Origin of the sequence: Bradyrhizobium sp. STM 3561 (assembly GCF_045571455.1) — a bacterium.
GTDB lineage: Bacteria > Pseudomonadota > Alphaproteobacteria > Rhizobiales > Xanthobacteraceae > Bradyrhizobium > Bradyrhizobium vignae.
Genome location: NZ_CP120695.1, coordinates 1266511 through 1292535 on the forward strand (window position 1 = coordinate 1266511; position 26025 = coordinate 1292535).

General features: G+C 62.2%; 32 protein-coding genes and 1 pseudogene. 15 read left to right on the forward strand and 18 right to left on the reverse strand.

What is annotated here, in order from left to right:
* Positions 1–218: 218 nt before the first annotated feature.
* The 4 genes from P6U28_RS05695 to P6U28_RS05710 form a co-directional block, all read right to left on the reverse strand.
* Positions 219–392, reverse strand: coding sequence for a DUF3606 domain-containing protein (locus tag P6U28_RS05695; protein WP_122406789.1), 174 nt, complete (start codon positions 390–392; stop codon positions 219–221).
* Between the two features lie 323 nt (positions 393–715).
* Positions 716–1021: a hypothetical protein gene (locus P6U28_RS05700; RefSeq protein WP_122404525.1), complete on the reverse strand. Its 306-nt coding sequence runs from the start codon at positions 1019–1021 to the stop codon at positions 716–718.
* 34 nt (positions 1022–1055) lie between these two features.
* Positions 1056–1352: a hypothetical protein gene (locus P6U28_RS05705; RefSeq protein ID WP_244607712.1), complete on the reverse strand. Its 297-nt coding sequence runs from the start codon at positions 1350–1352 to the stop codon at positions 1056–1058.
* A gap of 263 nt (positions 1353–1615) precedes the next feature.
* The gene (locus tag P6U28_RS05710) at positions 1616–2746 is read right to left on the reverse strand and encodes a LysR family transcriptional regulator (protein WP_244607711.1); all 1131 of its coding nucleotides are present in this window, start codon (positions 2744–2746) and stop codon (positions 1616–1618) included.
* 74 nt (positions 2747–2820) lie between these two features.
* Between P6U28_RS05710 and P6U28_RS05715 the strand changes: the two genes are divergently transcribed.
* From P6U28_RS05715 to P6U28_RS05725, 3 genes are read left to right on the forward strand one after another with little or no spacing between them, the layout of a single operon-like run.
* Complete coding sequence (locus P6U28_RS05715; RefSeq protein WP_244607710.1) at positions 2821–4050, forward strand: ABC transporter substrate-binding protein; 1230 nt, start codon at positions 2821–2823, stop codon at positions 4048–4050.
* Positions 4026–4754, forward strand: coding sequence for a nitroreductase (locus P6U28_RS05720; protein ID WP_244607709.1), 729 nt, complete (start codon positions 4026–4028; stop codon positions 4752–4754). The genes P6U28_RS05715 and P6U28_RS05720 overlap by 25 nt, the downstream gene beginning before the upstream one ends.
* 14 nt (positions 4755–4768) lie before the next feature.
* A complete protein-coding gene (locus P6U28_RS05725; RefSeq protein WP_407121928.1) occupies positions 4769–5314 on the forward strand; it encodes a DUF4863 family protein in 546 nt (181 codons plus the stop codon).
* Positions 5315–6140: 826 nt separating this feature from the next.
* Here the strand turns inward: P6U28_RS05725 and P6U28_RS05730 are convergent.
* Entirely contained in the window at positions 6141–6314 is a 174-nt protein-coding gene (locus tag P6U28_RS05730; protein ID WP_407121929.1) for a hypothetical protein, read from the reverse strand.
* Between the two features lie 21 nt (positions 6315–6335).
* On the opposite strand from P6U28_RS05730, the gene P6U28_RS05735 reads away from it, so the two are divergent.
* From P6U28_RS05735 to P6U28_RS05750, 4 genes are all read left to right on the forward strand, one after another.
* Positions 6336–7178 (forward strand): LysR family transcriptional regulator, encoded by an 843-nt coding sequence (locus P6U28_RS05735; protein WP_407121930.1) that lies wholly within the window; start codon positions 6336–6338, stop codon positions 7176–7178.
* Positions 7179–7286: 108 nt separating this feature from the next.
* On the forward strand, positions 7287–8480 hold the full coding sequence (locus P6U28_RS05740) for a CaiB/BaiF CoA-transferase family protein (RefSeq protein ID WP_122404521.1): 1194 nt from the start codon (positions 7287–7289) through the stop codon (positions 8478–8480).
* The gene (locus P6U28_RS05745; RefSeq protein ID WP_122404520.1) at positions 8477–9418 is read left to right on the forward strand and encodes a hydroxymethylglutaryl-CoA lyase; all 942 of its coding nucleotides are present in this window, start codon (positions 8477–8479) and stop codon (positions 9416–9418) included. Before P6U28_RS05740 ends, P6U28_RS05745 begins: the two co-directional genes overlap by 4 nt.
* 49 nt (positions 9419–9467) lie before the next feature.
* The gene (locus P6U28_RS05750) at positions 9468–10853 is read left to right on the forward strand and encodes an MFS transporter (protein ID WP_122406785.1); all 1386 of its coding nucleotides are present in this window, start codon (positions 9468–9470) and stop codon (positions 10851–10853) included.
* On the opposite strand, the gene P6U28_RS05755 is transcribed toward P6U28_RS05750, so the two are convergent.
* The gene (locus P6U28_RS05755; protein ID WP_122404519.1) at positions 10824–11498 is read right to left on the reverse strand and encodes a hypothetical protein; all 675 of its coding nucleotides are present in this window, start codon (positions 11496–11498) and stop codon (positions 10824–10826) included. The genes P6U28_RS05750 and P6U28_RS05755 overlap by 30 nt on opposite strands.
* Positions 11495–13318 (reverse strand): DNA ligase D, encoded by a 1824-nt coding sequence (gene ligD / locus P6U28_RS05760; RefSeq protein ID WP_122404518.1) that lies wholly within the window; start codon positions 13316–13318, stop codon positions 11495–11497. The genes P6U28_RS05755 and ligD overlap by 4 nt, the downstream gene beginning before the upstream one ends.
* Positions 13319–13498: 180 nt before the next feature.
* On the opposite strand from ligD, the gene P6U28_RS05765 reads away from it, so the two are divergent.
* A complete protein-coding gene (locus P6U28_RS05765) occupies positions 13499–13699 on the forward strand; it encodes a hypothetical protein (protein WP_122404517.1) in 201 nt (66 codons plus the stop codon).
* 334 nt (positions 13700–14033) lie between these two features.
* Here P6U28_RS05765 and P6U28_RS05770 read toward each other — a convergent pair whose 3' ends face one another.
* Entirely contained in the window at positions 14034–14228 is a 195-nt protein-coding gene (locus P6U28_RS05770) for a hypothetical protein (protein ID WP_122404516.1), read from the reverse strand.
* A gap of 253 nt (positions 14229–14481) precedes the next feature.
* Here P6U28_RS05770 and P6U28_RS05775 point away from each other — a divergent pair, with 253 nt between their 5' ends.
* Positions 14482–14787 (forward strand): hypothetical protein, encoded by a 306-nt coding sequence (locus tag P6U28_RS05775; RefSeq protein WP_407121931.1) that lies wholly within the window; start codon positions 14482–14484, stop codon positions 14785–14787.
* A 616-nt stretch (positions 14788–15403) separates the two neighbouring features.
* Here P6U28_RS05775 and P6U28_RS05780 read toward each other — a convergent pair.
* The 3 genes from P6U28_RS05780 to P6U28_RS05790 all read right to left on the reverse strand — a co-directional run bounded on the left by P6U28_RS05780 (position 15404) and on the right by P6U28_RS05790 (position 16694).
* Positions 15404–16087, reverse strand: coding sequence for a hydrolase (locus tag P6U28_RS05780; protein ID WP_122404514.1), 684 nt, complete (start codon positions 16085–16087; stop codon positions 15404–15406).
* A 135-nt stretch (positions 16088–16222) separates the two neighbouring features.
* Entirely contained in the window at positions 16223–16471 is a 249-nt protein-coding gene (locus tag P6U28_RS05785) for a hypothetical protein (protein WP_129145525.1), read from the reverse strand.
* Entirely contained in the window at positions 16464–16694 is a 231-nt protein-coding gene (locus tag P6U28_RS05790; RefSeq protein ID WP_122404512.1) for a hypothetical protein, read from the reverse strand. The genes P6U28_RS05785 and P6U28_RS05790 overlap by 8 nt, the downstream gene beginning before the upstream one ends.
* A gap of 71 nt (positions 16695–16765) precedes the next feature.
* Here P6U28_RS05790 and P6U28_RS05795 point away from each other — a divergent pair, with 71 nt between their 5' ends.
* The 4 genes and pseudogenes from P6U28_RS05795 (at position 16766) to P6U28_RS05810 (ending at position 19347) form a co-directional block, all read left to right on the forward strand.
* Positions 16766–16981 (forward strand): hypothetical protein, encoded by a 216-nt coding sequence (locus P6U28_RS05795; protein ID WP_122404511.1) that lies wholly within the window; start codon positions 16766–16768, stop codon positions 16979–16981.
* A gap of 73 nt (positions 16982–17054) precedes the next feature.
* Positions 17055–17944, forward strand: a pseudogene (locus tag P6U28_RS05800) (Ku protein).
* 185 nt (positions 17945–18129) lie between these two features.
* A complete protein-coding gene (locus P6U28_RS05805; protein WP_244607706.1) occupies positions 18130–19023 on the forward strand; it encodes a helix-turn-helix domain-containing protein in 894 nt (297 codons plus the stop codon).
* A 111-nt stretch (positions 19024–19134) separates the two neighbouring features.
* Positions 19135–19347 (forward strand): hypothetical protein, encoded by a 213-nt coding sequence (locus P6U28_RS05810; RefSeq protein WP_122404510.1) that lies wholly within the window; start codon positions 19135–19137, stop codon positions 19345–19347.
* Positions 19348–19451: 104 nt separating this feature from the next.
* Here P6U28_RS05810 and P6U28_RS05815 read toward each other — a convergent pair whose 3' ends face one another.
* On the reverse strand, positions 19452–19673 hold the full coding sequence (locus P6U28_RS05815; RefSeq protein ID WP_122404509.1) for a hypothetical protein: 222 nt from the start codon (positions 19671–19673) through the stop codon (positions 19452–19454).
* A gap of 211 nt (positions 19674–19884) precedes the next feature.
* On the opposite strand from P6U28_RS05815, the gene P6U28_RS05820 reads away from it, so the two are divergent.
* Complete coding sequence (locus tag P6U28_RS05820; RefSeq protein WP_407121932.1) at positions 19885–20163, forward strand: hypothetical protein; 279 nt, start codon at positions 19885–19887, stop codon at positions 20161–20163.
* A gap of 130 nt (positions 20164–20293) precedes the next feature.
* On the opposite strand, the gene P6U28_RS05825 is transcribed toward P6U28_RS05820, so the two are convergent.
* The gene (locus P6U28_RS05825; protein WP_122404508.1) at positions 20294–20518 is read right to left on the reverse strand and encodes a hypothetical protein; all 225 of its coding nucleotides are present in this window, start codon (positions 20516–20518) and stop codon (positions 20294–20296) included.
* 338 nt (positions 20519–20856) lie between these two features.
* Between P6U28_RS05825 and P6U28_RS05830 the strand changes: the two genes are divergently transcribed.
* Positions 20857–21033, forward strand: a complete 177-nt coding sequence (locus P6U28_RS05830; RefSeq protein ID WP_164937167.1) for a hypothetical protein — start codon at positions 20857–20859, stop codon at positions 21031–21033.
* 1094 nt (positions 21034–22127) lie between these two features.
* On the opposite strand, the gene P6U28_RS05835 is transcribed toward P6U28_RS05830, so the two are convergent.
* The 5 genes from P6U28_RS05835 to P6U28_RS05855 all read right to left on the reverse strand — a co-directional run bounded on the left by P6U28_RS05835 (position 22128) and on the right by P6U28_RS05855 (position 25944).
* Complete coding sequence (locus P6U28_RS05835; RefSeq protein ID WP_145987026.1) at positions 22128–22427, reverse strand: hypothetical protein; 300 nt, start codon at positions 22425–22427, stop codon at positions 22128–22130.
* A gap of 532 nt (positions 22428–22959) precedes the next feature.
* Entirely contained in the window at positions 22960–23793 is an 834-nt protein-coding gene (locus tag P6U28_RS05840; RefSeq protein WP_122404506.1) for a helix-turn-helix domain-containing protein, read from the reverse strand.
* Positions 23794–23834: 41 nt separating this feature from the next.
* A complete protein-coding gene (locus P6U28_RS05845) occupies positions 23835–24392 on the reverse strand; it encodes a cytochrome P460 family protein (RefSeq protein ID WP_122404505.1) in 558 nt (185 codons plus the stop codon).
* A 72-nt stretch (positions 24393–24464) separates the two neighbouring features.
* Complete coding sequence (locus P6U28_RS05850) at positions 24465–25493, reverse strand: alpha/beta fold hydrolase (protein WP_122404504.1); 1029 nt, start codon at positions 25491–25493, stop codon at positions 24465–24467.
* A 31-nt stretch (positions 25494–25524) separates the two neighbouring features.
* Positions 25525–25944 (reverse strand): organic hydroperoxide resistance protein, encoded by a 420-nt coding sequence (locus tag P6U28_RS05855; protein ID WP_122404503.1) that lies wholly within the window; start codon positions 25942–25944, stop codon positions 25525–25527.
* Positions 25945–26025 lie beyond the last annotated feature (81 nt).

The following is a 26025-nucleotide window of genomic DNA, read 5'->3' on the forward strand; positions in this document are numbered from 1 at the left end:
AGAGGAGACGAACGCCGAAGCGTGCAATGTCGACGTCGCCAGCAATCGCCGACGCTTGGGTCGGAGGACGGCGGGGAGCGGGCTCTGGCGACGGAAGTGTGTTCCTGACATCTGACGGTATTTGAAGAGTTGTGTCAGTCGAGCACACTGTCAGTGTTGGTGGCGCGCCATCCAGTCGATAGACTCCGATAGATAGCGAAATTGCTAGTGTGAGGGACCTAGCGGCCGAGACGCTTCTCGACGCGCTTGCGGGAATTCCCGACCTTCTTGACGGCCGATGCCGAGCGGCCGGTTTTCTTCGCTTCATACCGGACTTCGTAGTCCTGTCCCGTGGCCACTCGGGCCCGGTCCTGTTTGCGTCCACGCGCTGTTTTCTTCTTCGTTGCGGCCATCGGCTCCTCCTGTTGCTTATGGCGATGCAACGCCGCAAGAAATCGCGGGTTCCGCGTCAGCTGCAGTACGCGACTCAGAGGCCATAGGGATGGCGAGAGACGATGGGAGTCCATCCATCGAGCAACAGGCCGTCCCAGGTTACGACGCCGTCATCCCCATTCCGACGCGTGCTCTCGGTACAACGCAGCTCACTGAGGGCTCCATTTGATGATCTGGTCGTTGAGTCCAGCGTGAACGCGACACATCGGGATCGAACGTGGCCATCGAATTCATGCGGGATGCGCGGGGTCGACGTCCTTTGGCGTTTTCTTCGGTTCGGGCATCATTCAATCCGCGCCTTGTCTTTCAGGTCGCGGATCCGGATCTCGGCTTCTTCCTTCGAAGTCACGATCTCCGATTCGTCCGGGACCCGTGCGATCGCACTGAGCCTCTTGAGCTCGGCTATTTGCTCTGCAGTCGGTTTTTCCATCTTTGATTCCTTGAGCGCCTGCACGACGGTCTCGTCGTCGAGCACGTCAAGCAGCTGATTTATGGTTTGCTCGCAATCTCTGTGGCCGGGCTCGACATATCGGGCCAGAATGCCCTGAGCGTCTTCCAAGGCCTTCGCAACTCGCCGTTCCGGATCCATGGCCGGTACTCCACATACTCTCGGGAAAACGCGGCTATGAACGGCGTGTTCCTCTGCTCAGCCCCTTGAACGAGCTGGCCCGCAGGAGGCCTTCGGAGGTGATGTCGCGGTACTCGATGTCGGCATAGAACTTGGGTTCGACCCATGTTGCCTTCGGCTTCCTGATGGTCCTCGTCAGCCTCTGCTTCGGACTAACTACGGTGTCGAGCGCCTTGCGGATCTGCGCTGAGGTCGTCCGGCTCCATCCCGTACCGACCTTGCCCATGTAGACGAGGTCCGGAACATCGTAAGGTGACGCGTCCTCGCTAGTAGGAGCGAGCTGCTTAACCATTTTGTTAAACCTCGCGAAGGCACGGGCCCAAGGGCGATCCCGTCCTCTGACGGGTTCTCCACTGCGCGGGACGAGAGGCGCCCGATCGCCATTTGCACCAACAGCGCACTGATCCGTGCAAGAATTGCCAGGAACGCAAGGTGGCTAAAAAAGCGACGATTACCCGCACAGTAACGGTCGGCAACCAACTAGGTACCTTGCGCAGGCGCATAGCCGTGCGACGACGCGACATCCGGTGACGGCAACTGATGCGCTAAGGCCAACTAACGCGCGCGCCTCAGCTCCTCGGTCGCGCGGCGGAGTACCTCGTGAAGCCATTCGTGCGATGGCTCGTCCGCGATTCGCTCGTGCCACAGCATCCGCACCTCCACAGGGGTCGTGCTGTAGGGTAGTTCATAAATCGTGATCGCATGCGCTTGCTCGAAGGCACGCGCCAACGGCCGCGGAACGATGGCCGCCAGCTCGGATTCGGCCAGGAGCGCGGGCAAGGCAAGGAAGTGCGGCAGCGAAACCGCGATTCGCGGGGGCCGGTCGGTCTCGGACAACGCCCGTTCAAGCGCGGCGCGGTCATACATCTCCGACCGCCTGGCCAGCCCGCGCTCTGAGATGAAACCACCGATCGCGCCTTCCTGCTCTCCTCCGAAGGAGACGACGACTAGCGGAAGGGCGGCGAGCTTCGCGTTGTCGAGCCGGCCGAGCTTACGCTTTCCGCCGACGATCAGCACATCGTCATACTCGAACAAGAAAGCTGTGCGGAAGCGATTCGGCGGAGACGAGAACACGCCGATGGCGACGTCGATGCGTCCTAGGTCGATCTGCTGGGCGAGATCGATCCGCGTTACAGGCTTGATTGTGAGGTCGATCGACGGAGCCTCCCGGCTCAATATCTTCAGCAGCGGCGGCGCAAGCGCCATCGTCGTGAAGTCATTGGCGGCAAGCGTGAACGGCTTGGTGGATACCGCCGGAGCGAAGGTCGGCAGCTCGACCGCAGCCTCGAGCGATCGCAGCGCCTCGCGAACCTGCGGCGCCATCGTCAGCGCCCGCGCCGTCGGCTGCATCCCGGCGGCGGTGCGGACGAACAGTTCGTCCTCCAACATCTCGCGCAACCGCGCCAGCGAGTGGCTGACGGCGGACTGACTCAACGCGACCTTCTGGCTGGCGCGCAGAACGCTCCGCTCCTCCATGACGGCGTCGAAAACCTTAAGCAGGTTCAGGTCCAATGTCTTGAAGGAAACCGGCACGCCGGGAGCCCTCTCTGTAGCGGATCGCAGCCGTGGCAGGGTTTTGCGACTGAACGCAGTTAAGGCCAGACGTTCGGCGGATGCAACCGATTGGATAAGCCATGGGCGTATTGCTGTGGCGCCACCGGCCATCTGAAGCCGGTTCAGGATCATCCTGAAAGACTTTCACTTCCGTAACGCGCCGTCCTGGTCAAGATTGTCGGTACCGGGTTGGGAGGAGAAAAACGATGATGGCCTGGGTGAGATCGGCTCGAAGCCGCGTACACAAATCTCTTGGACTGGCCGCGGCGCTCGTGGCGCTCGCGACCTCGGCGATTGCACAAAACGGCCCGATCAGGCTCGGCGTGCTGACGGACATGTCGTCGCTCTACGCGGACAATGGCGGCCGGGGCTCGGTCGTCGCGGCGCAAATGGCGGTGGACGATTTCAACGGCAAGGTCCTCGGGCGCCCGATCGAGATCGTCGCCGGCGATCATCAGAACAAGGCGGATATCGGCGCGGCGATTGCCCGGCGTTGGCTGGAGAACGACAATGTCGAGGCCATCCTGGACGTCCCGAACTCCGCGGTCGCGCTGGCCGTGCAGGGCATCACGCGAGACAAGAAAAAGGTGTTTCTTGCCACCGGGGCCGCTACGTCCCGGTTGACTGGTGACGAGTGCTCGCCCACCGGGATCCATTGGACCTACGACACCTACGCACTGTCGCAGGGGACGACGAGGGCGATTTCGCGTCTCGGCGCCAAGTCCTGGTTCTTCCTTTCTGCGGACTATTCGCTCGGTGCGCAGCTCGAAGCCGACAGCCGGAAGGTGATCGACGCCACCGGCGGCAAGGTCGTTGGTGCAGTGAAGCATCCGATCAATACGCCCGATTTCTCGTCCTTCCTGCTGCAGGCGCAGGCCTCCAAAGCCGACGTGATCGCGCTGGCCGATGCCGGCGGCGACTTCATTAATGCCGTCAAGCAAGCCGGCGAGTTCGGTGTGACGCGCAGGCAAAAGCTTGCCGGCTTGATCGTCTTCATCGCCGACATTCACAGCCTCGGACTGCAGAGCGCGCAAGGCCTAATGCTGAGTTCGGCTTTCTACTGGGACCTCAACGACGAGACGCGCGCGTGGTCTAAGCGGTTCATCGAGAAGACAAAGAAGGTGCCTACCATGATCCACGCCGGCACGTATGGCGCGGTGATGCATTATCTCAAGGCGGTCGAAGCCGCAGGCACGCTCGATGGACCGATTGTGGCGGCCCAGATGCGTGGATTGCCCGTGAACGATTTCATGACCCGCAACGGCAGGATCCGGCAGGACGGTCGGCTGGTTCGCGACATGTATCTGTTTCGCGTCAAGTCACCGGAGGAGTCCAAGTACCAGTTCGACTACTACGAACTCCTGGCCACCATCCCGGGGGACGAGGCTTTCAGACCGATGGAGGACGGCGGATGCTCGCTCGTGAAGAAGTCGTGATCGACATGGACCCAGCGTACGGAGTCGCGCGTAATCCGATCGACGAGGTAATCGCCGGTCGGCTCTCGTGTCGCGAGTTCTCCGGTCGACCCGTCTCGCGGACGACCGTCGAGCAGATCCTGCGCGTGGCGCGGTTCGCGCCGAGTGGCGCTAACATCCAGCCCTGGCACGTTTACGTGCTGGCAGGCGCCGCTAGGTCCGAAGTGTCGGCCGCGCTTCTGCATGCGTATGAGAACGAGCCGAACGAGCACTTCTCCGAATATCAATACTACGCCACCGCATTGCCTGAGCCCTATCTCGGCCGTCGCCAGGAGTTCGGGCGATTGTTTTATTCCTCGCTCGGGATCGGTCAGTTCGATGCTGCCGGGAGGAGTCGGCAGACCGCAAAGAACTACACGTTCTTCGGCGCCCCGGTTGGATTGATCGTCACCATCGATCGGCGCCTGGCCATGGGAAGCTGGCTCGATCTCGGCATGTTCATCCAGAACGTGATGCTGGCGGCGGTAGGACGTGGGCTGCAATCCTGTCCGCAAGAAACCTTCGCCAAATTTCACCGGATTTTGCGTCCGCTGCTGTCCATCCCTCCCGAGCAAATGGTGGTCTGCGGGATCTCGATCGGGCACCCCAGGGAGCAGGCGAGCGGGCGGCTGATGCCACGCGCGGATGTGGAGGCATTCGCCTCCTTCAAGGGTTTCGAGGACTAAAACAGGAGAAAGTCATGGGAAGCCGTGAACAGCTGATCGAGCGCAGCATTCCTTTTCTGCGCGAGGTGAAGGATATGACGCCGAGCGCGGCGATGGAGCGATGGCTCAACGAGACTTATGGAGAGCACAGCGCGCTCTACCAGGATCTCGCTCGTCTCATTAAAATTGGAGTCGAGGAGGGTTGGGCGGCGAACCAGGAGGTGGACGGACCGAACTATCGACGCAGCCGCATCCTCGAGCCGGTCCCCGAGACGTTTCAGTTCAGCATCACCGCAGTCTACATGAACAGTGCCGATCCGCGCTGCTTCAAGGACGAGGACGATCACGACGTGCTGCGCGGGCAATATCACGGCCATCCTTATGGCGAGCTAAACCTCGTCGTTCCTCTCGACAAGGGGGCGCAGCTGAGGGGATTGCAGGGCTGGCAGGGGCCAGGCTGGACAGCGCCGGATCCCGGCAGCCGGCACTATCCGGAGGTGAGGGGCGGCGCGGTGATTGCCCTGTTCTATCTGCCCGCCGGACGCATCTCGTATGACTTCAAACCTCCGTCCGATCGCTGAGTTCGCATCGCGGGCGCGTCATCTGAAGGCGTTTGACTTGGAGCCCAGCTGCTCCACGTAATAGGGACTACCTAGCCGTCCGATGATAGATATGTAATGACTGATGCAAAACAATCGTGAGGCTGAGAATAAATTGAAAGGCATCTTTGAGAAGTATCCGACGCGCCAGGAACGATATCAGGCCGCAAGCAATGCGTTCGCTATCAGGGCGGGGTCAATGCAGGACGCGGTCTTTCGTCTCTGGTTTGACGAGCGGCATAAGGAATTTGAGCGGAACCAAAGTACATAAATCGAACTAAATGCTTTCGCGCGGTCAGCGGAGTGTCGACCTTGCCCGCGATTTGGCGCAGTCGCCTGTCCGTTGCAAGGCGCGGTCCAACTTTCACGACCGGCAACACGCTTATGCGGAGATGTCAATCTGAACTATTGCCGATTTCATGTGGAATGCGATCGCTGCCTTGTCGTACGTTATACAGGATCGTATCGAGCTAATTACCGCGAGTGCTGCGGGTTGCCATCTCTGTTCATGACGCGTCAGCGGACGGGGCATGCCAAATTAGACCGTCGCGATTTTGTCTTTAGGGCTAATTGCGGACGATCGGAGGCCGGAAACAGGGCGGGCAAGCTCGGCAGATTGCGAGCGCGAAGATTGAGAGCGCGGAACTGTTCGCCCTCGCGAACAGGCGCTGGTTCTAAGGCATGACCTCAACGGCAGCTCGGGTGATGCAGCGCAGCTGAGTGGATGCGGATTAAATGCGCGCTGCACAGCGGCACCAACTCGGTTGAAATAAAAAATAGATTTTTGGACGCATTTTGAGATTCTATCCTAATTTTGCTCGATGGCGCCGTGAAGTTTGAGAAAACGCTCCACATTGGAGGGCTTATCTTGCAGGTTGGGAAAGCCGACCATGCAACAGAAAACAATGCCGCCGCGATCAACGTCGTCACACAGGATTGATCTCGTTCGGCGCATCGACCTCACCACCTTGCGGCTGTTCATCGCCATCTGCGAAGAGGGTAAGTGACGCGCGCCTCGCAACGGGAGGCGATTGCCGCATCCGCAGTTAGCAAGCGCATGCATGATCTCGAGGAGGCGCTCGAGGTTGCCCTGTTCGAGCGGCACCCGACCGGGATGGCTCTGACGCCTGCGGGAGAATCGCTGCTGCATCATGCGCGCGTCACCCTGCTCAACGTCGAGAAGATCGCGGTCGACATGGCCGAGCACGCCCGAGGCGTGCGCGGACACGTGCGGATGCTGGCCAATCTGTCCTCGATCGTCGAATTCCTTCCCGACGATCTGCCGGGATTCTTTCGGTCGCACGAGATGGTGCGCCTCGATTTGCAGGAGCGGGCAAGCGCCGAGGTGGTTCGCGGTGTCGAGGAGGGCGTAGCCGAGATCGGCATCTGCTCAGCGGATGTGTCGACCCGCGGGCTGGAACGCTTCTCATACCGCAGGGATCGCCTCGTCATCGTGGTGCGGTCCGATCACCCGTTGACGAGGTCCGGCAAGGTCACCTTTGCCGATACGCTGGACTACGATCATGTCGGCCTGTTCGCGACCAGCTCGATCTATCTGCGCTCGCAATACACCGCGCAGCAGATCGGCAAATCGATCAGACTGCGTGTTCATGTCCCCGGCTTCGATGCGGTTTGCCGCATGGTGCAGGCAGGCATGGGCATCGGTCTCATTCCGGATCGTGCGTTCGAGGTGCTGAGCCACGGCATGGGTCTGGCGGCGGTTCCGTTGCGCGACGACTGGGCCGACCGCGAACTGGTGCTGGTTGCGAGAGATCCTGCGGGCTTGTCGGCAACGAGCCATCTGATGCTCGCGCATCTGCGCTCTCCATCGGTCAGCGCCCACTAATTTTGCGGCGTTCGTCATCCGCGAACGCTCCTTCATCAACGACTATTGGACTCAACACCTCCTGGTCGGCGACATCTCGACGAAACAGATCGTCGAGGAGCGCCTGCCATGGATGGACCGCTGTCCGGAATTCGAGTCGTCGAACTCGGAACTTTGATTGCCGCGCCGTTTGCCGCGCGGCTGCTCGCCGAGTTCGGCGCCGAGGTGGTCAAGATCGAGCAGCCCGGCACCGGTGATCCGCTGCGCAGCTGGCGAAAGCTGCATCAGGGCACCTCGCTTTGGTGGTACCTGCAATCGCGCAACAAGAAGTCGATCGCGATCGATCTGAAGTCGCCAGAAGGCCGCGAAGTGGCGCTTCGCCTTGCGGCTCAGGCAGATGTCGTGATCGAGAACTTCAAGCCGGGCAACCTCGAGAAGCTTGGCCTCGGCTGGGATGTGCTGTCCAGGCTCAATCCCGACCTGACGCTGGTGCGGATCTCCGGTTACGGCCAGACCGGCCCTTACCGCGACAGGTCCGGCTTCGGCGCGATCGGCGAGGCCATGGGGGGCCTCCGCTTCACCACGGGCGATCCGGAACGTCCGCCGGCTCGTGTCGGCATCAGCATCGGCGACAGCCTTGCTTCGCTCCACGGCGTGATCGGCGCTCTGATGTCGCTGCTGCGGGTCAAGACCGGCCAGGGGCGTGGCCAGGTGGTCGACGTCTCGCTCTACGAGAGCGTGTTCAATCTGATGGAGAGTCTCGTCCCCGAATATGACCTCATGGGGCATGTCAGGACCCGCACCGGTGGCGCTCTCCCGGGTATCAGCCCCTCCAACACCTATCCGAGTTCGGACGGTCAGCACGTCGTCATCGCCGGCAATAGCGATGCGATTTTCCGGCGCCTGATGCAGGTCGTCGGCCGGCCGGATCTCGCCGACGATCCATCGCTCGCCAGCAATGACGGGCGCGTTCGCCGCAACGCCATCCTGGACGCCGCCATCACCGCGTGGACGACGACGCGGATGATGGAGGAGATTCTGGCGGTCTTGGACGGCGCCGACGTTCCCGCAGGACGGATCTACTCGGTCGCAGACATCGTCAGCGATCCCCATTATGCGGCTCGCGAGATGATCCTGCCGACCGAGCTGCCGGGTGATGTCACCGTAAAGATGCCGGGGATTACGCCAAAGTTCTCCGACACGCCAGGCGCCGTCAGATGGTCAGGCCCCACCCTCGGTCAGCATACGGACGAGGTTCTGTCGGGTCTCGGTCTCGAGGAGGCTGACATCGCGCGGCTGCGCCGCACTGGAGCGGTGCAATGACCGCCGCACTACCCGCCATCGTCATTCAGGAGGTTGCGCCGCGCGACGGATTGCAGATCGAGCCGAAATGGGTCGGGACGCCCGACAAGATCAAGCTGATCGATTCCCTGTCCGCGATCGGCTTCGCCCGCATCGAGGTGTCGTCCTTCGTCTCGCCAGCGGCCGTTCCGTCGCTGCGCGACGCTGCCGAGGTTTTCGCCGGCATCACGCGGCGGCCGGGTACGGTCTACACCGCATTGATCCCGAACCGGCGCGGCGCCGAGCTGGCGCTGGCGGCACGCGCCGACGAGCTCAACTTCGTGATGTCGGCGAGCGAGACCCATAACCGCGCGAACATGAACATGACGCATGCGCGCTCGCTGGCGTCGCTCGCCGAAATCTCAGGGCCCGCACACGAAGCTGGCGCTCTGCTCAACGCCACCGTCGCGACGGCGTTCGGTTGCCCGTTCGAGGGGGCGCAGCCGATCAACAAGGTGCTGGACATCGTCAGCCGCTATCTCGCTCTCGGCGCCGACGGCATCACGCTCGCCGATACGACCGGCATGGCCAATCCGAACCAGGTCTCTCAACTAGTGGCCAGGACCTTGCTGCTGGTGCCCGCGGACAAGCTGACGCTTCACTTCCACAACACCCGCGGCCTGGGGCTAGTCAATGTGCTCGCCGCTCATGATGCTGGAGCGCGACGCTTCGATGCGGCGCTCGGCGGCTTGGGCGGATGCCCGTTTGCACCCGGGGCTACCGGCAATGTCTGTACCGAAGATCTTGTCAATCTCTGCCAGGAGATGGGCCTCGCGACCGGCCTCGATCTGCGAGGCCTGATTGACGTGTCATGCCGTTTGACCGGACTGGTCGGGCATGACGTGCCCGGTCAGGTCGCCAAGGCCGGCCCCGCCTCGGACCTGCATCCGCTTCCGGAGCGATTGCGGCACTCGGGCTGAACATCCAACAACTCAGAATCTCAAATAACATAAGGAGGAAACCATGACCATGACAGCGGCGGCCATCGGGCATGTGGACACCGGGATCTCCGAACATCGGGTCATCAGGAAGATTGCCTGGCGGCTGATGCCGCTGATCATAGTCTGCTACTTCTTCGCGTTCTTCGACCGCGTCAACATCAGCTTCGCCAAAGCCGCGCTCCAAGCCGATCTCGGGCTCAGCAACACGGCCTATGGGTTGGGCGCAAGCCTGTTCGTCGTCGGCTACGTCCTGCTGGAAGTGCCGAGCAACATGCTGCTGTATCGCTTCGGCGCGCGGCGCTGGATCGCCCGCATCATGATCTCCTGGGGCATCGCCACCGCGGCCATGGTGTTCGTGCGCAGCGAATGGCAGTTCTACTCACTGCGGTTTGTGATCGGCGCCATGGAAGCAGGATTTGCACCCGGCATTCTCTACTATCTGACACTTTGGTTTCCGAAGTCGCACCGTGGGCGCATGACGTCGGTATTCTTCCTCGCGACCGCCTTCTCAGGGATCATCGGTGCGCCGATCTCCGGCCTCATTCTCAACTATCTCAACGGACTGCATGGTCTCGCCGGCTGGCAATGGCTGTTCGTGGCTGGCGGTCTGCCGTGCGTTGCGCTCGGCCTGGTCGTCCTGTTCCGCTTCGATGACGGCATCGAGCAGGCGAAGTGGCTGAGCGACGACGAACGTCGTATCATCTCGGTGCAGCTCGACCGGCAGAAGAGCGAGGTCGACGAGCGCTCGGCGTGGCGCTCGCTGCTGATGCCGGGCGTGCTGCTGCTGGGCTTCATCTACTTCCTGATCCAGGTCTCATCCTACGGGCTGAATTTCTGGGCGCCGGATCTGATCAAGGCCGCGGGCGTTGGCAGCGCGGCGGCGATCGGTTTCCTGACGGCCGCTCCCTATGTGTGCGGTGCCATCAGCATGTTGGTGGTCGGGCGGATGTCCGATGCCTCGGGCGAACGTCCGAAGTTCGTGGCCGCCTTGATCCTGGCCGCAGGATTCGGCTTCTTCGCCAGCGGAGCCTTCGACAAGAATGTCGTGACGCTGGTGGGGGCGCTTGCCGTCCTCGGCGCCGGCGTGGTTGCAGCGATCCCAACGTTTTGGACCCTGCCGCCAAAGATCCTGACGGGAGCGGGCGCAGCGAGCGGCATCGCACTGATCAACACGCTCGGCCAAGTCGGCGGAATCGTGAGCCCGGTGATGGTCGGCTCGGTCAAGGACTGGACCGGCAGCACCACACCTGCGCTTTACGCGATCGGTAGCGTCTGCGTGCTCTGCGCGATCCTGCTGCTGACCTCGCTGCCGCGCGGGTTGAGGGCGAACGATCTGCCCGAAGCGGACGCGGGCGCACTCGGCCCGTTGAAGGCCGAGAACGTGTTACGGACGCCGACGATCCGACCATCCTAGTCGAACTTGACCATCCCGAGCCCGATGATCTCGTCCTTGGCGTGATCGAGGCTGGTCGTCTCGGTGTCCAGAAGGATGCCGGTCCTGCAATCCTGCCCGACGGTCCGCTGGGATGCGGACCGCGGCACCGGGCGACGCAGCACCCTGTAGTCCGCCGACCGGCTCAAGGCCTCCGCCATCGTTGGGAGCATTGTGCTGGAGCCACTTGTCGGCGGCCTGCTTGGAGGCGAAGAGCCTGGCCCAGGAAGTGTCGCCGATCGCTCTGGAATTCTCATCGGCGAGATAGATCCAAACGGAAGTTTGCCGCTGCCCGCCTTCGATCTCGTATTCCCACGCAACGCCCTCGGGATCGTGCTTGTCGAACCATCTATCGGCCGCCTCTGCGGACGCAAACACCTTTACCCATTCCTGGTCGCCGACGTTCCGCTGTTTTCCACTCTCGTAGTCGTTGAGATAAACCCACGCCGTCCTTCGGGTCCGACTCAGCTCAGCCCGATGTTCAACTGCGGCATTGACCTTCTGCCGATCGGCGCGATCCTCTCGCGGGAGCGATCGAAGGGTGGCGTGGATTTCGGACGGAAGCCCGGGTCTTTCGCCGGGCGGTTTCTTGGCCCATTCGATCCAACGGTCGAACGCGTCCGTCATGGGGGCCTCCTTTGCTTTACCCGAAACGGGCTATCCATCGTGAACGCGTCCGGCCTGATGCCCTTCTCCAGGCTCGCCCAGCTCACGGGTGCGGCGATCGGAAATCCTTCCCGCGCCCGCGGCGAATAGGTGCCGACGGCCGTCGTGCCGCGTCCGTTGCGCAGATAGTCGAGGAAGATCCGCCGAGCGCGCCTTGCCTGCGCTGAGAGGATGTAGCGATCGGGATTGCGCGCGGCGAACTCGGAGCACAGTCCGCGCGTGATCCGGTGCGCCCGATCGTGCAGCATCGGCTCATCGAGCGGCGCCATCAGATGAACGCCCTTGCCACCGGTCAGCTTCGGCCAGGGGTCGAGCCCTTCTCGCTTCAACAGGGCACGAAGCTCGAGCGCGGTGTCGGCGACCTCCTGCCACTCCACGCCTTCGCCCGGATCGAGGTCGATCACGATGCGGTCGGCATGCTCGAAGTCCTCGACCGTCGAATTCCAGGGGTGCAGCTCGACGGTTCCGATCCGCACGAGGCCGAGAAGGCCATCAAGACTGTCGACCCAGAGGCGCGTCCCTTGCCCGCCATCGCGCTTCTGGATGCGGAGCTGGTGCACGGCTTCCGGGACGTCCTTCGGAAGCGGCCCCTTGTGGTAGAAGGTGGTGCCGTGCACGTGCCGCACCAGCTTGAGGGGCCGGTGGCCGAGGTGCGGCAGCGCCTTGTTCCATACCCGCCTCCAATAGTTCGCAAGTTCTTCCTTGGAAGGGACGACCGCGTCGGGAAGAAGCTGGAGGATGTTTTCCTTGGGCACCCCGAGCTTCGGCCATCCGGCGGAGGATGGCGCCGACCGCGGCGCCTTCACCGTCCGCACTGCTAGGTCGCCCCGAAGACCTTTGAACACCGCTTCCCGCAGCAGGCCGTCGTCCGTCAGCGCACCATACTCCACCTCAGCTTCGACGGCCGGTTCGACCCATGTCGCCTTCGGCTTCCTGATCCGGACGTCGAGCGGGGAGGTTCGTCGGATCAGCGGATCCAGCCGCTCGCGCAACTCGCGCGCGGTCGTCTCAGTGTATCCGGTACGAACTTTGCCGGCATACACGAGCTTGCCGTCCTTGTGGCGGCCCACATACAGCGAGGCGATCTTGCGCGGATGGGCTCCCAGCTTTTCCACGAAGGCGACGATCGGAAAGGTCTCGCTCTTCTTGCACTTCAGCTTGATCCAGGTCTCCTGCCGGCCCGAGCGGTATGGGCGGCCGAGCCGTTTGGCGACCAGCCCTTCCAGTCCGAGCTGACAGGCCTTCGCGAAGATCTCATCGCCGTCCGCCTCGAGAGCCTCGACATAGACGAAGGTTTCCGGTGCGTTCGCGAGGAGCTGCTGCAGCAGACGCTTGCGATCCTCATAGGCCGCGCCACGTAGGTCGTAGCCGTCGAGGTACAGGAGATCGAAGGCGTGGTAGCGCACACGCTCGCTCTGCTTGCGGCCGAGCTCGCGCCGGAGCCGCTGGAAGTCGGGCAGCCCGCCGCTGCCGTACACGACGGCCTCGCCGTCGATGATCGCGCTCTTCGCGTTCACCTTATGAGCCGAGGCTGCAATCGAGGAGAACTGCTCCGTCCAGTCGAGCCCCGTCCGCGAATAGACTGTGATATCGCCATCATGGAGATGCAGCTGTGCGCGATATCCGTCCGCTTTGATTTCGTAGACCCAACCCTCCCCAGGGGGCGGTTTCTCGCGCAGCGTGGGGTCGCACGGCTCGATGTAACCTGGAATAGCGGTTTTGCGGGCGCCGGTGACGCGCGATACTTCCGAACGAGACTGACGCAACGCCACGGCACACATGCGGATTCAACCTGGCAGGCCTGAATCGTTCCCTCACGCCAGTCGCTGGTGAGCCTGCTTCCGCCTCGTTCTTGGGCCGGCGCACTCGCTAAGTTTTTGCGATGCATCTTAATTTTCCTGAATCCGGGAACGCGCGGCGCCGGTTATCCTCATTCTCCAACGACTGAGGGGCTCTCTGCGATGTTCGACGCCCAGACCACCGCGCTGCTGCGCGCGGTCCTCGACGATGTCTGTCAAACCGTGTCGCGTTACGAAACCGGCACCCGCACGCACGTAGCCGCGAAGATCCTCGAAGCGGCCAGGCAGGGCGAGGCGACGGCGGACAGCTTGATGCAGGTCGGCCGGAAGGCGCTCAGCGACGCGCCGAAGATGTGGCGGTGATGAGCCATGATCGGCGCTCGTCACTGGTCATGGGCGAGCGCCCTTCCGCCGGAGGCCATCAGGAGAAGTCCGACTGCGATCAGTATCAGAGCCAGCCTGAATTCACCTCCGAGAACGATCCGACGTCGTCGCATCGCTGGCAACGCAAGTGCGTGCCGTCGGCTCCTATTCGGCGGAGGAAAGTTGGCTCATGGGGGCGGAGTCTCCGTCCCTCGCCTCTGCAAGTCGTGCACTTGCCGGCATAGATCTTGCGGCCCGGCGCCGGCTGGCGTACCGGCGGCGGAGCCGGTGCCGTTGCAAGCCTCGCACCTGATCTCGCCGACCTGGCCGGTGCTCATGCTTCGCCCGAGCCGGAGAACAGCACGTTCGGCGGCGTTGCGCGCGGCGGCGGCGTGCGTCCGTAGCTTGATCCGCTGCTCTTGAGTTCGTACCGCTTGGCCAAATCGAGCAGCCGCCGCTTGGTGAATGGATCCGCTTTCTCCGCCAGATCGCGCGCCCGCTGCGCGAAGCCCCTGTAGAACTCTTCCACGACGCCACCCCCGCAACAATCACTGAAAACTGCATTTCATTATTCGGCGGCGGTGAGGTCAAGGACTTCGGCAGTCGCGTACAACTTTCCGCGACGCTGTTGCGCCCGCGGGTCGGATGGAACTACGCTGTAGCCGGCAGGGAAAATCCGATGACTGTGCTCTTTCCGAACCGGAAGCTGTGCCCGACGTGCGGCAAACCGATGACGGCTGTCGCGGACGGTAAGCGGGGCTGCAGCGGTATGTTTGCGTGACTTGCGATGGCGACCCGATGCGTTCGCCGACGGTTCGTGGCTGGATCGAAGGCCCCCTGAAGCCGCCGAACGAGTCCTAGTCCGGACCAGTCCGGTCGCACTTTGGGCATCGCCCATCGGCGGTGAGCGAGAGCTGGCGGCCGATTTCCTCCCTGAGTACCTCTGGCTCGCAGCTCGTCCCGTCGCTTTTGACGATGCGCTTGGCGCGCTCGAGCGCGTGGCTCTCGGCTGCATCGTCGCCGACGCGGATGGTGACGTCGTCGTGGAGGGGCAGACCGTGGTGGCGCGCGTGGTGTGGAGCGCGTAGTGCACGAGCGCAGCCAGGTCATCCGACGGTATGTTCGGCGACATCTCGGCTCTCCTCTAGCGCTCCTTCCTCGGCGCCCTGACGGAAATCAGCCCCGGCGTCCAAAGGATCGCCGGGGCCGATTGTCCGCTTTTCTAGCCAGGGGCTGTGACCCTCCAACCCGCGGTCCCGGCCTTCGTTCCATCGAACTGCCGGCGAGCCGCTCTCCGGAGCCGGCCCGTCCTCGCGGTCGGTGCCCTGATGCGAAGCGGGGTCCGGAGCGCCTAGGAGTCCGGGCTCCGCTCGTCACGGCGCCAGCGCGCTTCGCGCCAGCGTGCACAAATCCTAGGGGAGAGACAGCTAGGCGCCTTGAGCCATCTCAAAACCCAGTCCCGCTTCCTTAGGGGAGGACCTTAGGTAGTCGACCGCAATTTCGCAGGCTCGCGAGCGGGCGCATGCTCGCTTCATGGAGCGCCAGGTTTTGTTCAAGTGTCCGCGCACCGGCATGAACGTGCAGCAGCGGCTGGAAGACGATCGGCCGGAGGCGCCGCCGCAAAACACCTACATGCCCGTGCGGTGTCCCGCCTGCATGGCGCTTCACTTCGTCAACAGCACGACCGGCAAGCTCCTCGGAGGTTTAAGCAGCAGTCAGCCCGGTCGAGATCGGCGCTCCGCCTGATCCATCAAGCGACTTGTGCAGACGTCGATGCTGAGGGAAATACCATCGCATGACTTCTCGCAGCTTGTCGGAATCTCCCCGCGCCCAGTTGCGCATGATCTCGCAACCGAAGGAGATCGCCGTGATCGGCCTTGCCCCGGCCTGGATCATTCGGTCGAACGCGCGTTCGTGCGCGGCCGGCGAGATGCCGCCCACCGCGTCGGCGACCGGATAGACCTCGTAGCCTTCGGCCAGCATGTCGAGCGTCGGAAAGGCGAGGCAGACCTCGGTCCAGAGCGCTCCGATGACCACCTTGCGTCGCCCGGTGTCCTGGACCGCCTTGCGGAAGTCATCGTCTTCCCATGCATTGACGCCCGTGCGGTCGATTTCTTCCACTCCCGGCAGAGCCGCGCGGATCTCCGGAATCGTGCCTTCGTTCACGCCCATATCGACCGCCACCGTCGAGAGCACCACAGGGATGCCGTAGGCCTGAGCGAGTTTGCACAGCGCAACCGCATTGAGGGTGATCTCCTCACGGGAGGATGAAGTCACGCTGGAATACTGCTCAGGCTGGTAGTCGATCAGGACCAGAACGCAGTTTTGCGGGGTCAGAAGATGATCGGCCTTCGGATCGCGGACAGGTTCGGGCTGGGTCTTTGCCACGTTGTTCCTCTTTCGAATGGAAGTGAAGGATCCGCCAAATCTATATCAGGAAGATCTGCTGATGCGCGAGCTTCCACGGTCGACGAGCCGGACGTCGGCCAGATCATGAAGGAGCACGACGTCAGACGTAGGCCCTCACAGCGCGCTGAGGTCGTCGGGCACCTCGCCGCACTTCCGGATCAGCTTGGCGTGCCTGAAGTCGCCGCTAGAGGGGTCTCCGGTCCGACTGAACGCGATTGCGCCGGCGTGACCGGGCTTCCGGGACAGCGCCTCCGCCCGCATGACTGCGGCGTTGGCGCTGAGGCACTCCGTCGCCTCGCTGGCGGCCAGGCCCTCGTCGGAGAAAACGAACGGTAGAGCGACATAGTAGGTCACATCAGCCATTTGCCTCGTCTTTGCGTTCTCGGGCTCCTGGGAGCCGTCCCCGCGAGTAGCCGGTCGACACCTTCGTCCGGAGCTCGTCGAGCTGGGCCTCGAGGAAGTCGTTGGCGACGATCAGGGCCTTCACGGCTTTGTGCGCATCGCCGCCGCAGGCCGTGATCGCCTGGTCGGCGGCGAGCTCCACGTCCCCCTCGACGCGCGTTGTGGCTTCTGGCGCAGCGGGCATGCGCTATGTTCCCTTTTTGTTCACGTGGGTTTTAATGCCGGACCAGCTTGCCGTTGGAGTAGGCTGCGCGGATGGACCCGCTGATGGCGCACCGGCACCTTGCGGAAGCGGAGCGTCACGTCGCGCTTGCGGAGGACCATGTCGCCCGGCAGCTCGCAATCGTGGAAGAATTGGAACGGGCCGGACATCCGGCTGGGCTGGCCAATGACGTGCTCGGCACGTTCCGGATGCTGCTGGCCTCGCACATCGGACACCGCGATCTGATCCGCCGGGAAATCGATGCCTAGAAGGCCGTCGCGAGATGTCGGAACCTAGGCGTCCCGTTCGTCTTGAATCGAGGCCCAACGGAGTTCTGCGTACATGGCACCCCGCGCCAACTGGAAAGGCTTCCTCCGTCTCTCGCTGGTCACCTGTCCCGTGGCGCTCTACCCGGCCACCTCCGAATCCGAGAAGATCTCGTTCAACCAGCTCAACCGGCAGATCGGCCATCGCATCATGTACCTGAAGGTCGACGCCGATACGGGCGACGAGGTGCCGAACGAGGACATCGTCAAGGGCTACCAACTCGAGAAGGACCAGTTCATCGAGGTCTCGAAGGAGGAGCTCGAGAAGATCGCGCTTGAGTCGACGCGCACCATCGAGATCGACGAGTTCGTGGACAAGGCGGACATCGACCCGCGCTATTTGATCCGCCCGTACTACATCAGGCCGGACGGCAAGGTCGGGCACGACGCCTTCGCGGTGATCCGCGAGACCATCCGCGAAATGAACAAGGTCGCGATCGGTCGGGTGGTGCTGACCAACCGCGAGCACATCATCGGGCTCGAGCCGCTGAACAAGGGGCTCGTCGGCACGCTGCTGCGCTACCCTTACGAGGTGCGCAGCGAGCAGGAGTGTTTCGACGACATCCAAGACGTGAAAGTCACGAAGGACATGCTGGATCTCGCAAGCACATCATGAATCAAAAGGCGGGGCGCTTCGATCCCGATAAGTTCGAAGACCACTACGAGACTGCGCTGATCGACCTCATCAACCAGAAGCGCGCCGGCAAGCCGATCACACCCAAATCCAAGCCCGCTGCGACGAACGTCGTCGACCTGATGGAAGCGCTGCGCCGGTCTGTCGGTCAGGAGACCGCGCCGGCGAAGGCGGCCAAGCCGGCCAAGAAGCCGAAGAAGGCGTCCGCCGGAGGCCGCAGCGGAAGTCCGCATAGCCCAAAATATTCGCAAAGCGTACGCCACGACCAATGATCGGCTGATCAATTTGAAGGCTGCCATGTTGGTCGGGCGCTGCCCTTGTGGCGTCGCGAACCTTTTTCTGCATAATGGCGTCTCTCTTGCATAGTTCAGCACTCAACCGAGATGAGGGCGTCAGTTTGGATCAGCGATTGCTCCGTTCCCGAAGCAATACTGCGAATCCGTCTGGCCTGTCCCGGGTGGAAGCCGACCACCTCGGCCCCGATGCGGCCGCCGAGATGGCGCGTATCTTGGACGAGCCGCCCATATTGCTGTCCGAGGTTCTGAAGGGCGATGCGCGCCTGACGCCGAAGTGGGCGCACGGAGGCCTGAAAGAGGATTACATGCGCGGCGTGACCGGACACATCGCGGTCGGCTGCTACGAAGGGCAGCATCGGATATCCTGGCGGGTCGAGAACAAACTCCTGGACTCCAGGACAAACCCGAGAGCGTTCACTTTCATTCCGCAAGGCGTAGATGGCCACTGGAACATCGCAGGGCCCGTCGTGGTTTCGCACGTGTACCTCACGCAAGAACGCCTTCAGGCGTGCGCGGATGAGATCGCGGGCGGAAGGCGCGTCGAACTTCTGCCGCGTGTGGCTTTCGCCGATCCCGCGGCGGCGGGGTTGCTCGATGTCCTGAGCCATGAGGCGGAGCGGGACAGCGCCTCGTCCCGCCTGTTCGTGGAGCAAGCGATCGACCTCCTGTGCTTGCGGCTGGTCCAGGAGCATTCGTCTTTTGGCGGGTTGCCTGCTCAGGACAGAAGGGGTGGGCTCGCCGATTGGCAGGTGAAGCGCGTCACCGCATTCATCGAGGAGAATCTCAACCGCCACGTCGGGCTTGATGAACTCGCCGCCCTCGTCGGTCTCAGCCGGTTTCACTTCTGCACAGCCTTTCGGCAGTCGACCGGCCAAACCCCGCATGCATGGTTGACCGGGCAACGAATGAAATGCGCGCGCGAACTTCTCGCCCACTCGAGGCTGAGCGTCACAGAGGTCGCGCTTGCAGTCGGTTACGAAACTCCATCGGCTTTCGCTGCGACTTTCCGAAGGAGGGTGGGAGTAACCCCTTCCGCATTCCGGCGAGCGCTGTAAGCGCCCGGCGGCAATTTATCGCAAGAGTGCGATAGCCGCCGCAATATCCGAACGGTACTTCTCTTGGGAACATGCCCATTTGCAGGCTTATCCGAGGGATGGCAGACCACCATGACCAACCATGAGCCGTTCATCGACGGCGCCGTCGAGACAGAAGAAACGTCGGGCGGGGTATCACGCCGTTCGCTCCTGCTGACCGTCGGGGGAGCGGCATCCCTGGCGGCCGTGCCGCAAGCTGCCGCGCGAACCGCATCCGAAAGCAAGCCCGCCGTGTCGAAGGCACGACGGGTTTGCGCTGATGCCGTCCGGCCGGCGCGCCAGTAGCTGCTGCAAGGTTCGCCTTCCGCATGTGGAGGGGCAGGGTCCGCAAATCATCGCGGCCCATAGCGCGGATATTCGACTCTGATGCTACGGTCTGGCAGTCAGCGCTAGTCTTCCATTTCGATGCCGGTCAGCTCCGACGTGAAAAACTCGTTACGCAAGTGTTGCTTAATATTGTCCGGCCGACGCTCGCCTTGGGAAGCGAGCTTGAGAATGCGCTCAGCGACCTCCAACGCCGACCGCTGCTGCTGGAGCGTGAATGGCGGGCTGGAAAGAACCTCATCAAGAACGTCGCGAAGCATTTGCACCGTGACGGCATCGTAGGCCATAGCCGAGGCTCCGAATTAAGAGAACCAGCAAAACAGCGGTGCCGAGCTCAAAATACGTGTCTCGGCAGCGCCTATTTTCAAACTGAGCACTGAAATCCCAGTTGCCGTTTATTATGCAACGGCTATGCCACAATCCTATGACAGGCCGGAACGAGCCGAACGTCCGGTCCTCGCCCGCTGCTTGTCGACGACCGCGACTAGGCGGGCAAGGATGAGGGAGACAGTTAAGGCCGCTCTGGAGGCGGCCTTACTTTTTGTTAGAGGCTTTTCCCTCAACCGCGCATCGCTGCACCACCTTGCTGAAGCAGGCGCGTTGCCGCTGCGCGGAGCCTTCGTCGCGAGTTGGCCAAGCAGAACTCACATCGTTTGCAACAATATCACTCCGACGACGGTCACAAAGAAACCGATTGCCGTCACTGCGGCGAAGCACCGCTCTACGCTATCCATGAACCCAACCCCCGCCAAAAAAATAGTTCAGCTTATTTCGTGATGTACTCTGCTATTCCAACCGCTGACTCGCTCGTACCCCGCGAGGAAGTTCGAGACCTCCTCCGTCCAGAACAGAACGCTTTTAAAAGTGAGAGCTGTGTTTCGTCGAGCGACTTGAGCACCGAAAGCGCTCATGCCGCCATACCGTGCGCCGATTGCGTGGTGCTCGCATCATCTCCGATTGCTCGGAGCGAGAAGCCAGATGTGCACGGTTTGAAGTGATCGCGCAGCGCACCGTTCGCTAAATGCTCCCAATACTCAGCTTCGGCGAGCAGTTTCCAACTTCTATCGGGATTACGCGCGGCGGTCTGACGGCACAGCGATGCCATCGCGCGCAGGCGACACACAGTATCCATCTACTCCTCCCACTCTTTTTTTGTTTTTTGCACCCTATTTTCTATTTTTGCGTCGGAGTCATTATAGTTATGACTCAGAACCAAATTTAACTCCACGAAGCGCGATTCGGCGTTCGTTGCGCCTGCAAATCGCGCATCGATCACAATCGGCGCAATCCAGTACATTCATTCGGCGATCAATGATCGGCCCCCGCGAGTAAAGCGTTCTTGTCGAGCATGCACCATTTGCACTGCAAAAAGTCCGTCATGCCCGTAATCCTACGACATTGCGCACCCGTAGTGTTTGGCGCCTACTCTTCCGATTGTTTTTATTGACGATTAGCTTTTAGCGAGAGGTCATGAGCGTTAAAGCCATGATGGCGACAATCCTCCACAATCAACTGACGTTGCGCGGCGTGCATTCCCTCACGCCATCTGACTACGAGGAGATCGTAGAACATTTGCTCGAACAGCTCAGAGAGCTGGAGCTTAGCTTGGCCGCGCGCGAATTGGATGGCAGGCAAGAGCCGAAGTAACTTCATAGAAGCCAAGACGCCCACTTGGTTGGTCGGCACGGCGACTCAATGTATCTCTCGCCACCATGAAATACACATCTGCTGGCCCCTTAGCCGACCCCGAGACTGGCGCCCGAAAGCTAATCGAGATTGCCAGCGGCATTCAACCCGTGCAGGACGGACGCGTCTTCATCGAGCTGATCAATGTCCCTTTCTTGAAGCAGGGCGGGACTGGCGAACAATTCCGTAGCGCAATCGCGTCGGCGCAGGAGCGAGGCTGGCTGGAGCTGCATGAGTCCGGGATCCGACCATACTCCCGGCAGCGACGACCGCCGCGATCCGACGTCTCCATTTCGTCATTTCGGCTTCCTCCGAGATGGAACTGCATCACGCCGCCAGTTCTCGTCGTCGCCGGCGACGCGACTAAGTCTGTCTTGGAGCTACCCGCAACAAACGACTTTGCGCCCACGGTCCTGCGTTTCGTCCCGCGCGACGACGGGATGGACCCGCAGGCCTGCGGCTATCCCAATTCATCCGCAAAGAATGATTTAAGAGGCTCTGTCGCGTCGTCCCGAGGGATGCGATCGGTCTTCTGAAGACCGTCGCTTGGCTTCGAGAGAAGGATGAACTTGAAATCGGTGATGAAGTCGTCGCCCGAGGTGTGAGTTTGGAATCCGACCATTCGACCTCGAGCGACTCCCGGCGCAGTCGGAGTACCTGGCATTCCTATGCCCGACGCGGGTTCCGGCACCTCTTGATGCGAATAGACCTCAAAGGTAATCGCTTTCCCTATTAGGCGGACGTCCCTCCGGAAGCGGCCATGGCCGAGGTGCGCGATGCGCTGAACTCGATTGGCGACACCTGTCCGGAGTGCCCGCCAGAGGGCAATTAGGCGGGCTCGCTCGACCTGCAGAGTTCACGGACGGCGGTGGCTCTCAAACCCGTAAGCTCGGTCCACGCTAAAGCGGCCCGGATCCAGTTCAGCCGCTTGTCGCCGCTGGCTTCCGCAGCGAGCTACATCGCCGCGACCGCCTCGCACTCGGGATCGTGCTTGAGATTCATGGGTCGAAAATATAACCACAGATCGTCCATAGCTTTTCCCGTGGGAAACATTCCTATCCCCGCGGGGCGCCAATGCAAAGTCTCAGGCCGGCGCCCTGCTGTGGTCTGCCCAGGACATTCGCAGCACCGCCAAGGCCATCGACACGATCCCGGCCGCTTGCGCCTCTATCAGGTGGAAGGGTGACCCGGCAGGTCCGCCGGGTGAAGCGCCGCTTGACCGGCACGCCCGCGGCCGTGCGCGACAGCGCCGGCGACCGCATCGTCTTCCATTCGACGACCTGCTCCTGCAGCTTGCGCGCGAGATCGCGCTCCAAAGCGTCCGGAGTCACTCCGTGTGACTCGATCGTCTGCATCGTCCTCCTCCTAGGCCGCAGCACGTTCGACCTGTACGGGCTTGGCGCGGGCCAAACCCCGGGAGCCCTCATCCAAGGCGCACAACGTCCCAACGATATCGTCGATAGATACTTGCCCTATTACTCCTCTGCTGCAGGGCCGTGCGGGACATAATGACCGAGCCGTCGGAGGCGGACTAGGCGGCGCTCCTTTCGGTAACACAGAGAATCTGTTTCGACACCCGCTGGTGCTCGAAGACGCTGACGCGGACGAAGGATGGCGCTGAGATCGATACTGTCGCGCTTGGTACCGGGACTCGAGCAACCAAACACTGCTTAGCTAGGCAATGCGGGATGCTGGCAGCCATAAGCCGACAAAACCTTAGCGTTACACGCCCGTGGAAGCCGCCTGCTCCGGGCTCCGCGGATGCGAAACGATACGAAGCGCCGAGATCCCGAACGATCTCTAACAATCCCAGTATCTCGTCGTGTGCCACGGCCGGCTTGATGCCAACTATATGCGGCAGCAACGAGTGAATGTCAGGGTTGCTCATCACGGCTTCCCATCGGCCCGCGGCAGCGGAAAGGCTTGTAGGAGATGAGCGCTTCTCCATCGATATGGCGTTTCGCCGGTAAAGCGCTTGAATACCGTCGTGAAGTGAGCCTGGGTCTGAAACCCCACGGCCAAGGCGATGTCGATGAGCGACACGTCGGCCCGCTGCATCAACTCCTTCGCTCGGTCGATCCGCCGCTTCAGGAAGTAGTCGTGCGGCCTCATGCCCACGGCCGCGCGGAACTGCGCGGCAAAATACATCCGGCTCAAGCCAGCCACAGCAGCCAGATGCTGCAAGGTGACCTTAGCGTCCAGATTGTCTTCAATATATTCGAGCACGCGCTTCAGACGCCATTTCTGCAGCGACCGCACTCTCCGAGCGGCTTGTCCTTCTCGGTCTTCCGGGGCTCGCGTGTCCCGGGGCCGACTGACAACCGTCCCCCAGCTGGCCTTGCGGGTCAGCATGGCTAGACGCAACGCGTCGAGAAGGATGGCGTAATCGGGATGGTGCATGGCTCTCGTTGCTGCGAGCGCATCAGACAGGCGCTGCATCACCGGGTCTGTGATCTCCTCGCCGGCAGTGCCCCGATCAGAACAAATGGCTGCTCGCGCAAGAGGCTTGGCGGATACCCTGAAGCTCGGCTCGCCGAGGACAGATGTGCGCATATCGGGTGCGGGCGGCTCGATGGCTAGGGAAACATCAAGATGCACAAGGGAGAACATCATTGCCTCGGCCCCCGAACGCGGATCCGGTGATCTCGGGCTGCGACGTGACAAGACGTCTGTTGCGGCGGTGACATGATTGTTTTGCGAGTATGACCTCTGCAGCGACATCGTCGGTGCTCCTTGTCTCACTACGTGTTCTCCAGATCGCCTCAAGGTGCGAGCCGCGTGAAGACGTAGTCTTGGCTCTTTGCGCGAGCTTCGTGACAGGCAAAGCAAGTGCGATGCTGGGCCTCGTCGACCGGCTTGCCGTCGACAAAGCGGCCAAAGCCCCAGCCGCCGGTCGCGACATATTTTTTGGAATCCTTAACCATCACCTGAACCGTCGTGGCCGAGCCGGGAATCGTGGCGGACGCGAACTCCGGCGATTGCTTTCGCTTCCAGGCGCGCTTGACCAGAACGGTGCCGTCCGGGAAAGGCAGCTTGCCGGCCTTATAGGTGTCGATGGCGATCTGGTTGCCGACGACGGCGCGAAGCTCGTCAAGCGGAGCCGCCTCCTCGGCAGGGGCGATCAGCTCCCACTGCTTGTAGCTGGGCGGAATGGTGACGCCGAAGATTGGCGAGGCATCGGCGTGCTCTGTCGGTCCCTCCGCGAGCGCGATCGCGACGAAGTAGGGCGCGCAGGTCAGGAGAACGGCAAGGACAATCACGGCGAGTACGATGGCCGTGGCAAGTGGGGACGTCTTCTTGTTAGTTTCAGTCGAATTCATGATTCTTCACCGGGCTGGGAGCAGAAAACGAACCTCGGCCAGCGGGGCTGAACCGAGGAAGTCAAGCGATGCTCAGGCGCCGTCAGCCTCGATCACAGCCTTGGCAAAGGCTTGCGGCGCTTCCTGCGGCAGATTGTGCCCGACGCCGCCGGTGATGAGACGAAACTCGTAGCGGCCCGAGAACTTCTTGGCATAGGCGCCCGGCTCGGGATGCGGCGCGCCGTTCGCATCGCCTTCCATCGTGATCGTCGGCACGTCGATGACCGGCGTCGCCGCCAGCTTCTTTTCGAGATGCTCGTATTTCGCCTCGCCCTGGGCAAGACCGAGCCGCCAGCGGTAGTTGTGGATCGTAATCGCGACATGATCCTTGTTATCGAGCGCCGCCGCGCTGCGGGCGAAGATGGCATCGTCGAAGTTCCATTGCGGCGAGGCGAGCTTCCAGATCAGCCTGGCGAAGTCATGCGTATATTTCTCGTATCCGGCGCGGCCGCGCTCGGTGGCGAAATAAAACTGGTACCACCATTGCAGCTCGTCCTGCGGCGGCAGCGGCGCGCTGCCGGCGGCCTGGCTCGAGATCAGATAGCCGCTCACCGAGACCAGCGCGCGGCAACGCTCCGGCCACAGCGCAGCGATGATGTCGGCGGTGCGCGCGCCCCAGTCGAAGCCGGCGACCACGGCCTGCTTGATGTCGAACTTGTCCATCAACGCGATGATATCGAGCGCCATCGCGGCCGGCTCGCCGTTGCGCAGCGTCTCGCTGGAGAGAAAATGCGTGGAGCCATAGCCGCGCAGATACGGGATGATGACTCGGTACCCGACCTTGGCCAAGATCGGCGCGACATCGACGAAGGCGTGAATGTCATAGGGCCAGCCGTGCAGCAGGATGGCCACGGGACCGTTCGCGGGGCCCGCCTCGGCATAACCGACGTTGAGAACGCCGGCGTCGATCTGCTTGATCGGTCCGAAGGACGCATTCGATGCGGACGATCGCGATGCCCCCGATTGGGCGCGAGCGAGGCCGACGGCGCCGAGGCCGATGGCGAGGCTTCCCGCGGCGATGCCGAAGAACTTGCGGCGGTGCTGGTCGATGATCTGCTTCATGTGCAGGGTCCCTGAGATTGTTAGTGGTGCGTCAGATCAGCGCGACCGTGACGTCGATATTGCCGCGGATGGCCTTGGAATAGGGGCAGGTCTGGTGTGCTTCATCGATGATGGTGTGCGCGATCTCGGGATCGAGACCCGGCAGGCTGACGTTGAGGCGCGCCCGAAGCAAGTAAGCACCTTCGTCGAGCACGAGATCGATCTCCGCATCGATCGCGCTCTTCCTCGGAAGCTCGATCTTCCGCTTGCTCGCCGCGATTTCCATCGCGCCTTCGAAACACGCCGACCAGCCAGCCGCGAATAATTGCTCCGGATTGGTGCCGATGCCTGCGCCGCCCGGCGGCGACAGCATGATGTCGAGGCGACCGTCGGAACTGCGCGATGTGCCGTCGTGTCGCCCACCGCAGGTGTGGGTCCTGGCCGTGTAGAGTAGTTTAGCCGTTTGCGTCATTGTGGTCTCCTTGCCGTCGCGAGCCGACTAGCAGCGACGCGCACAAGGCACCCGTTTGGACTTGTGAGAATTTGTGAGGTC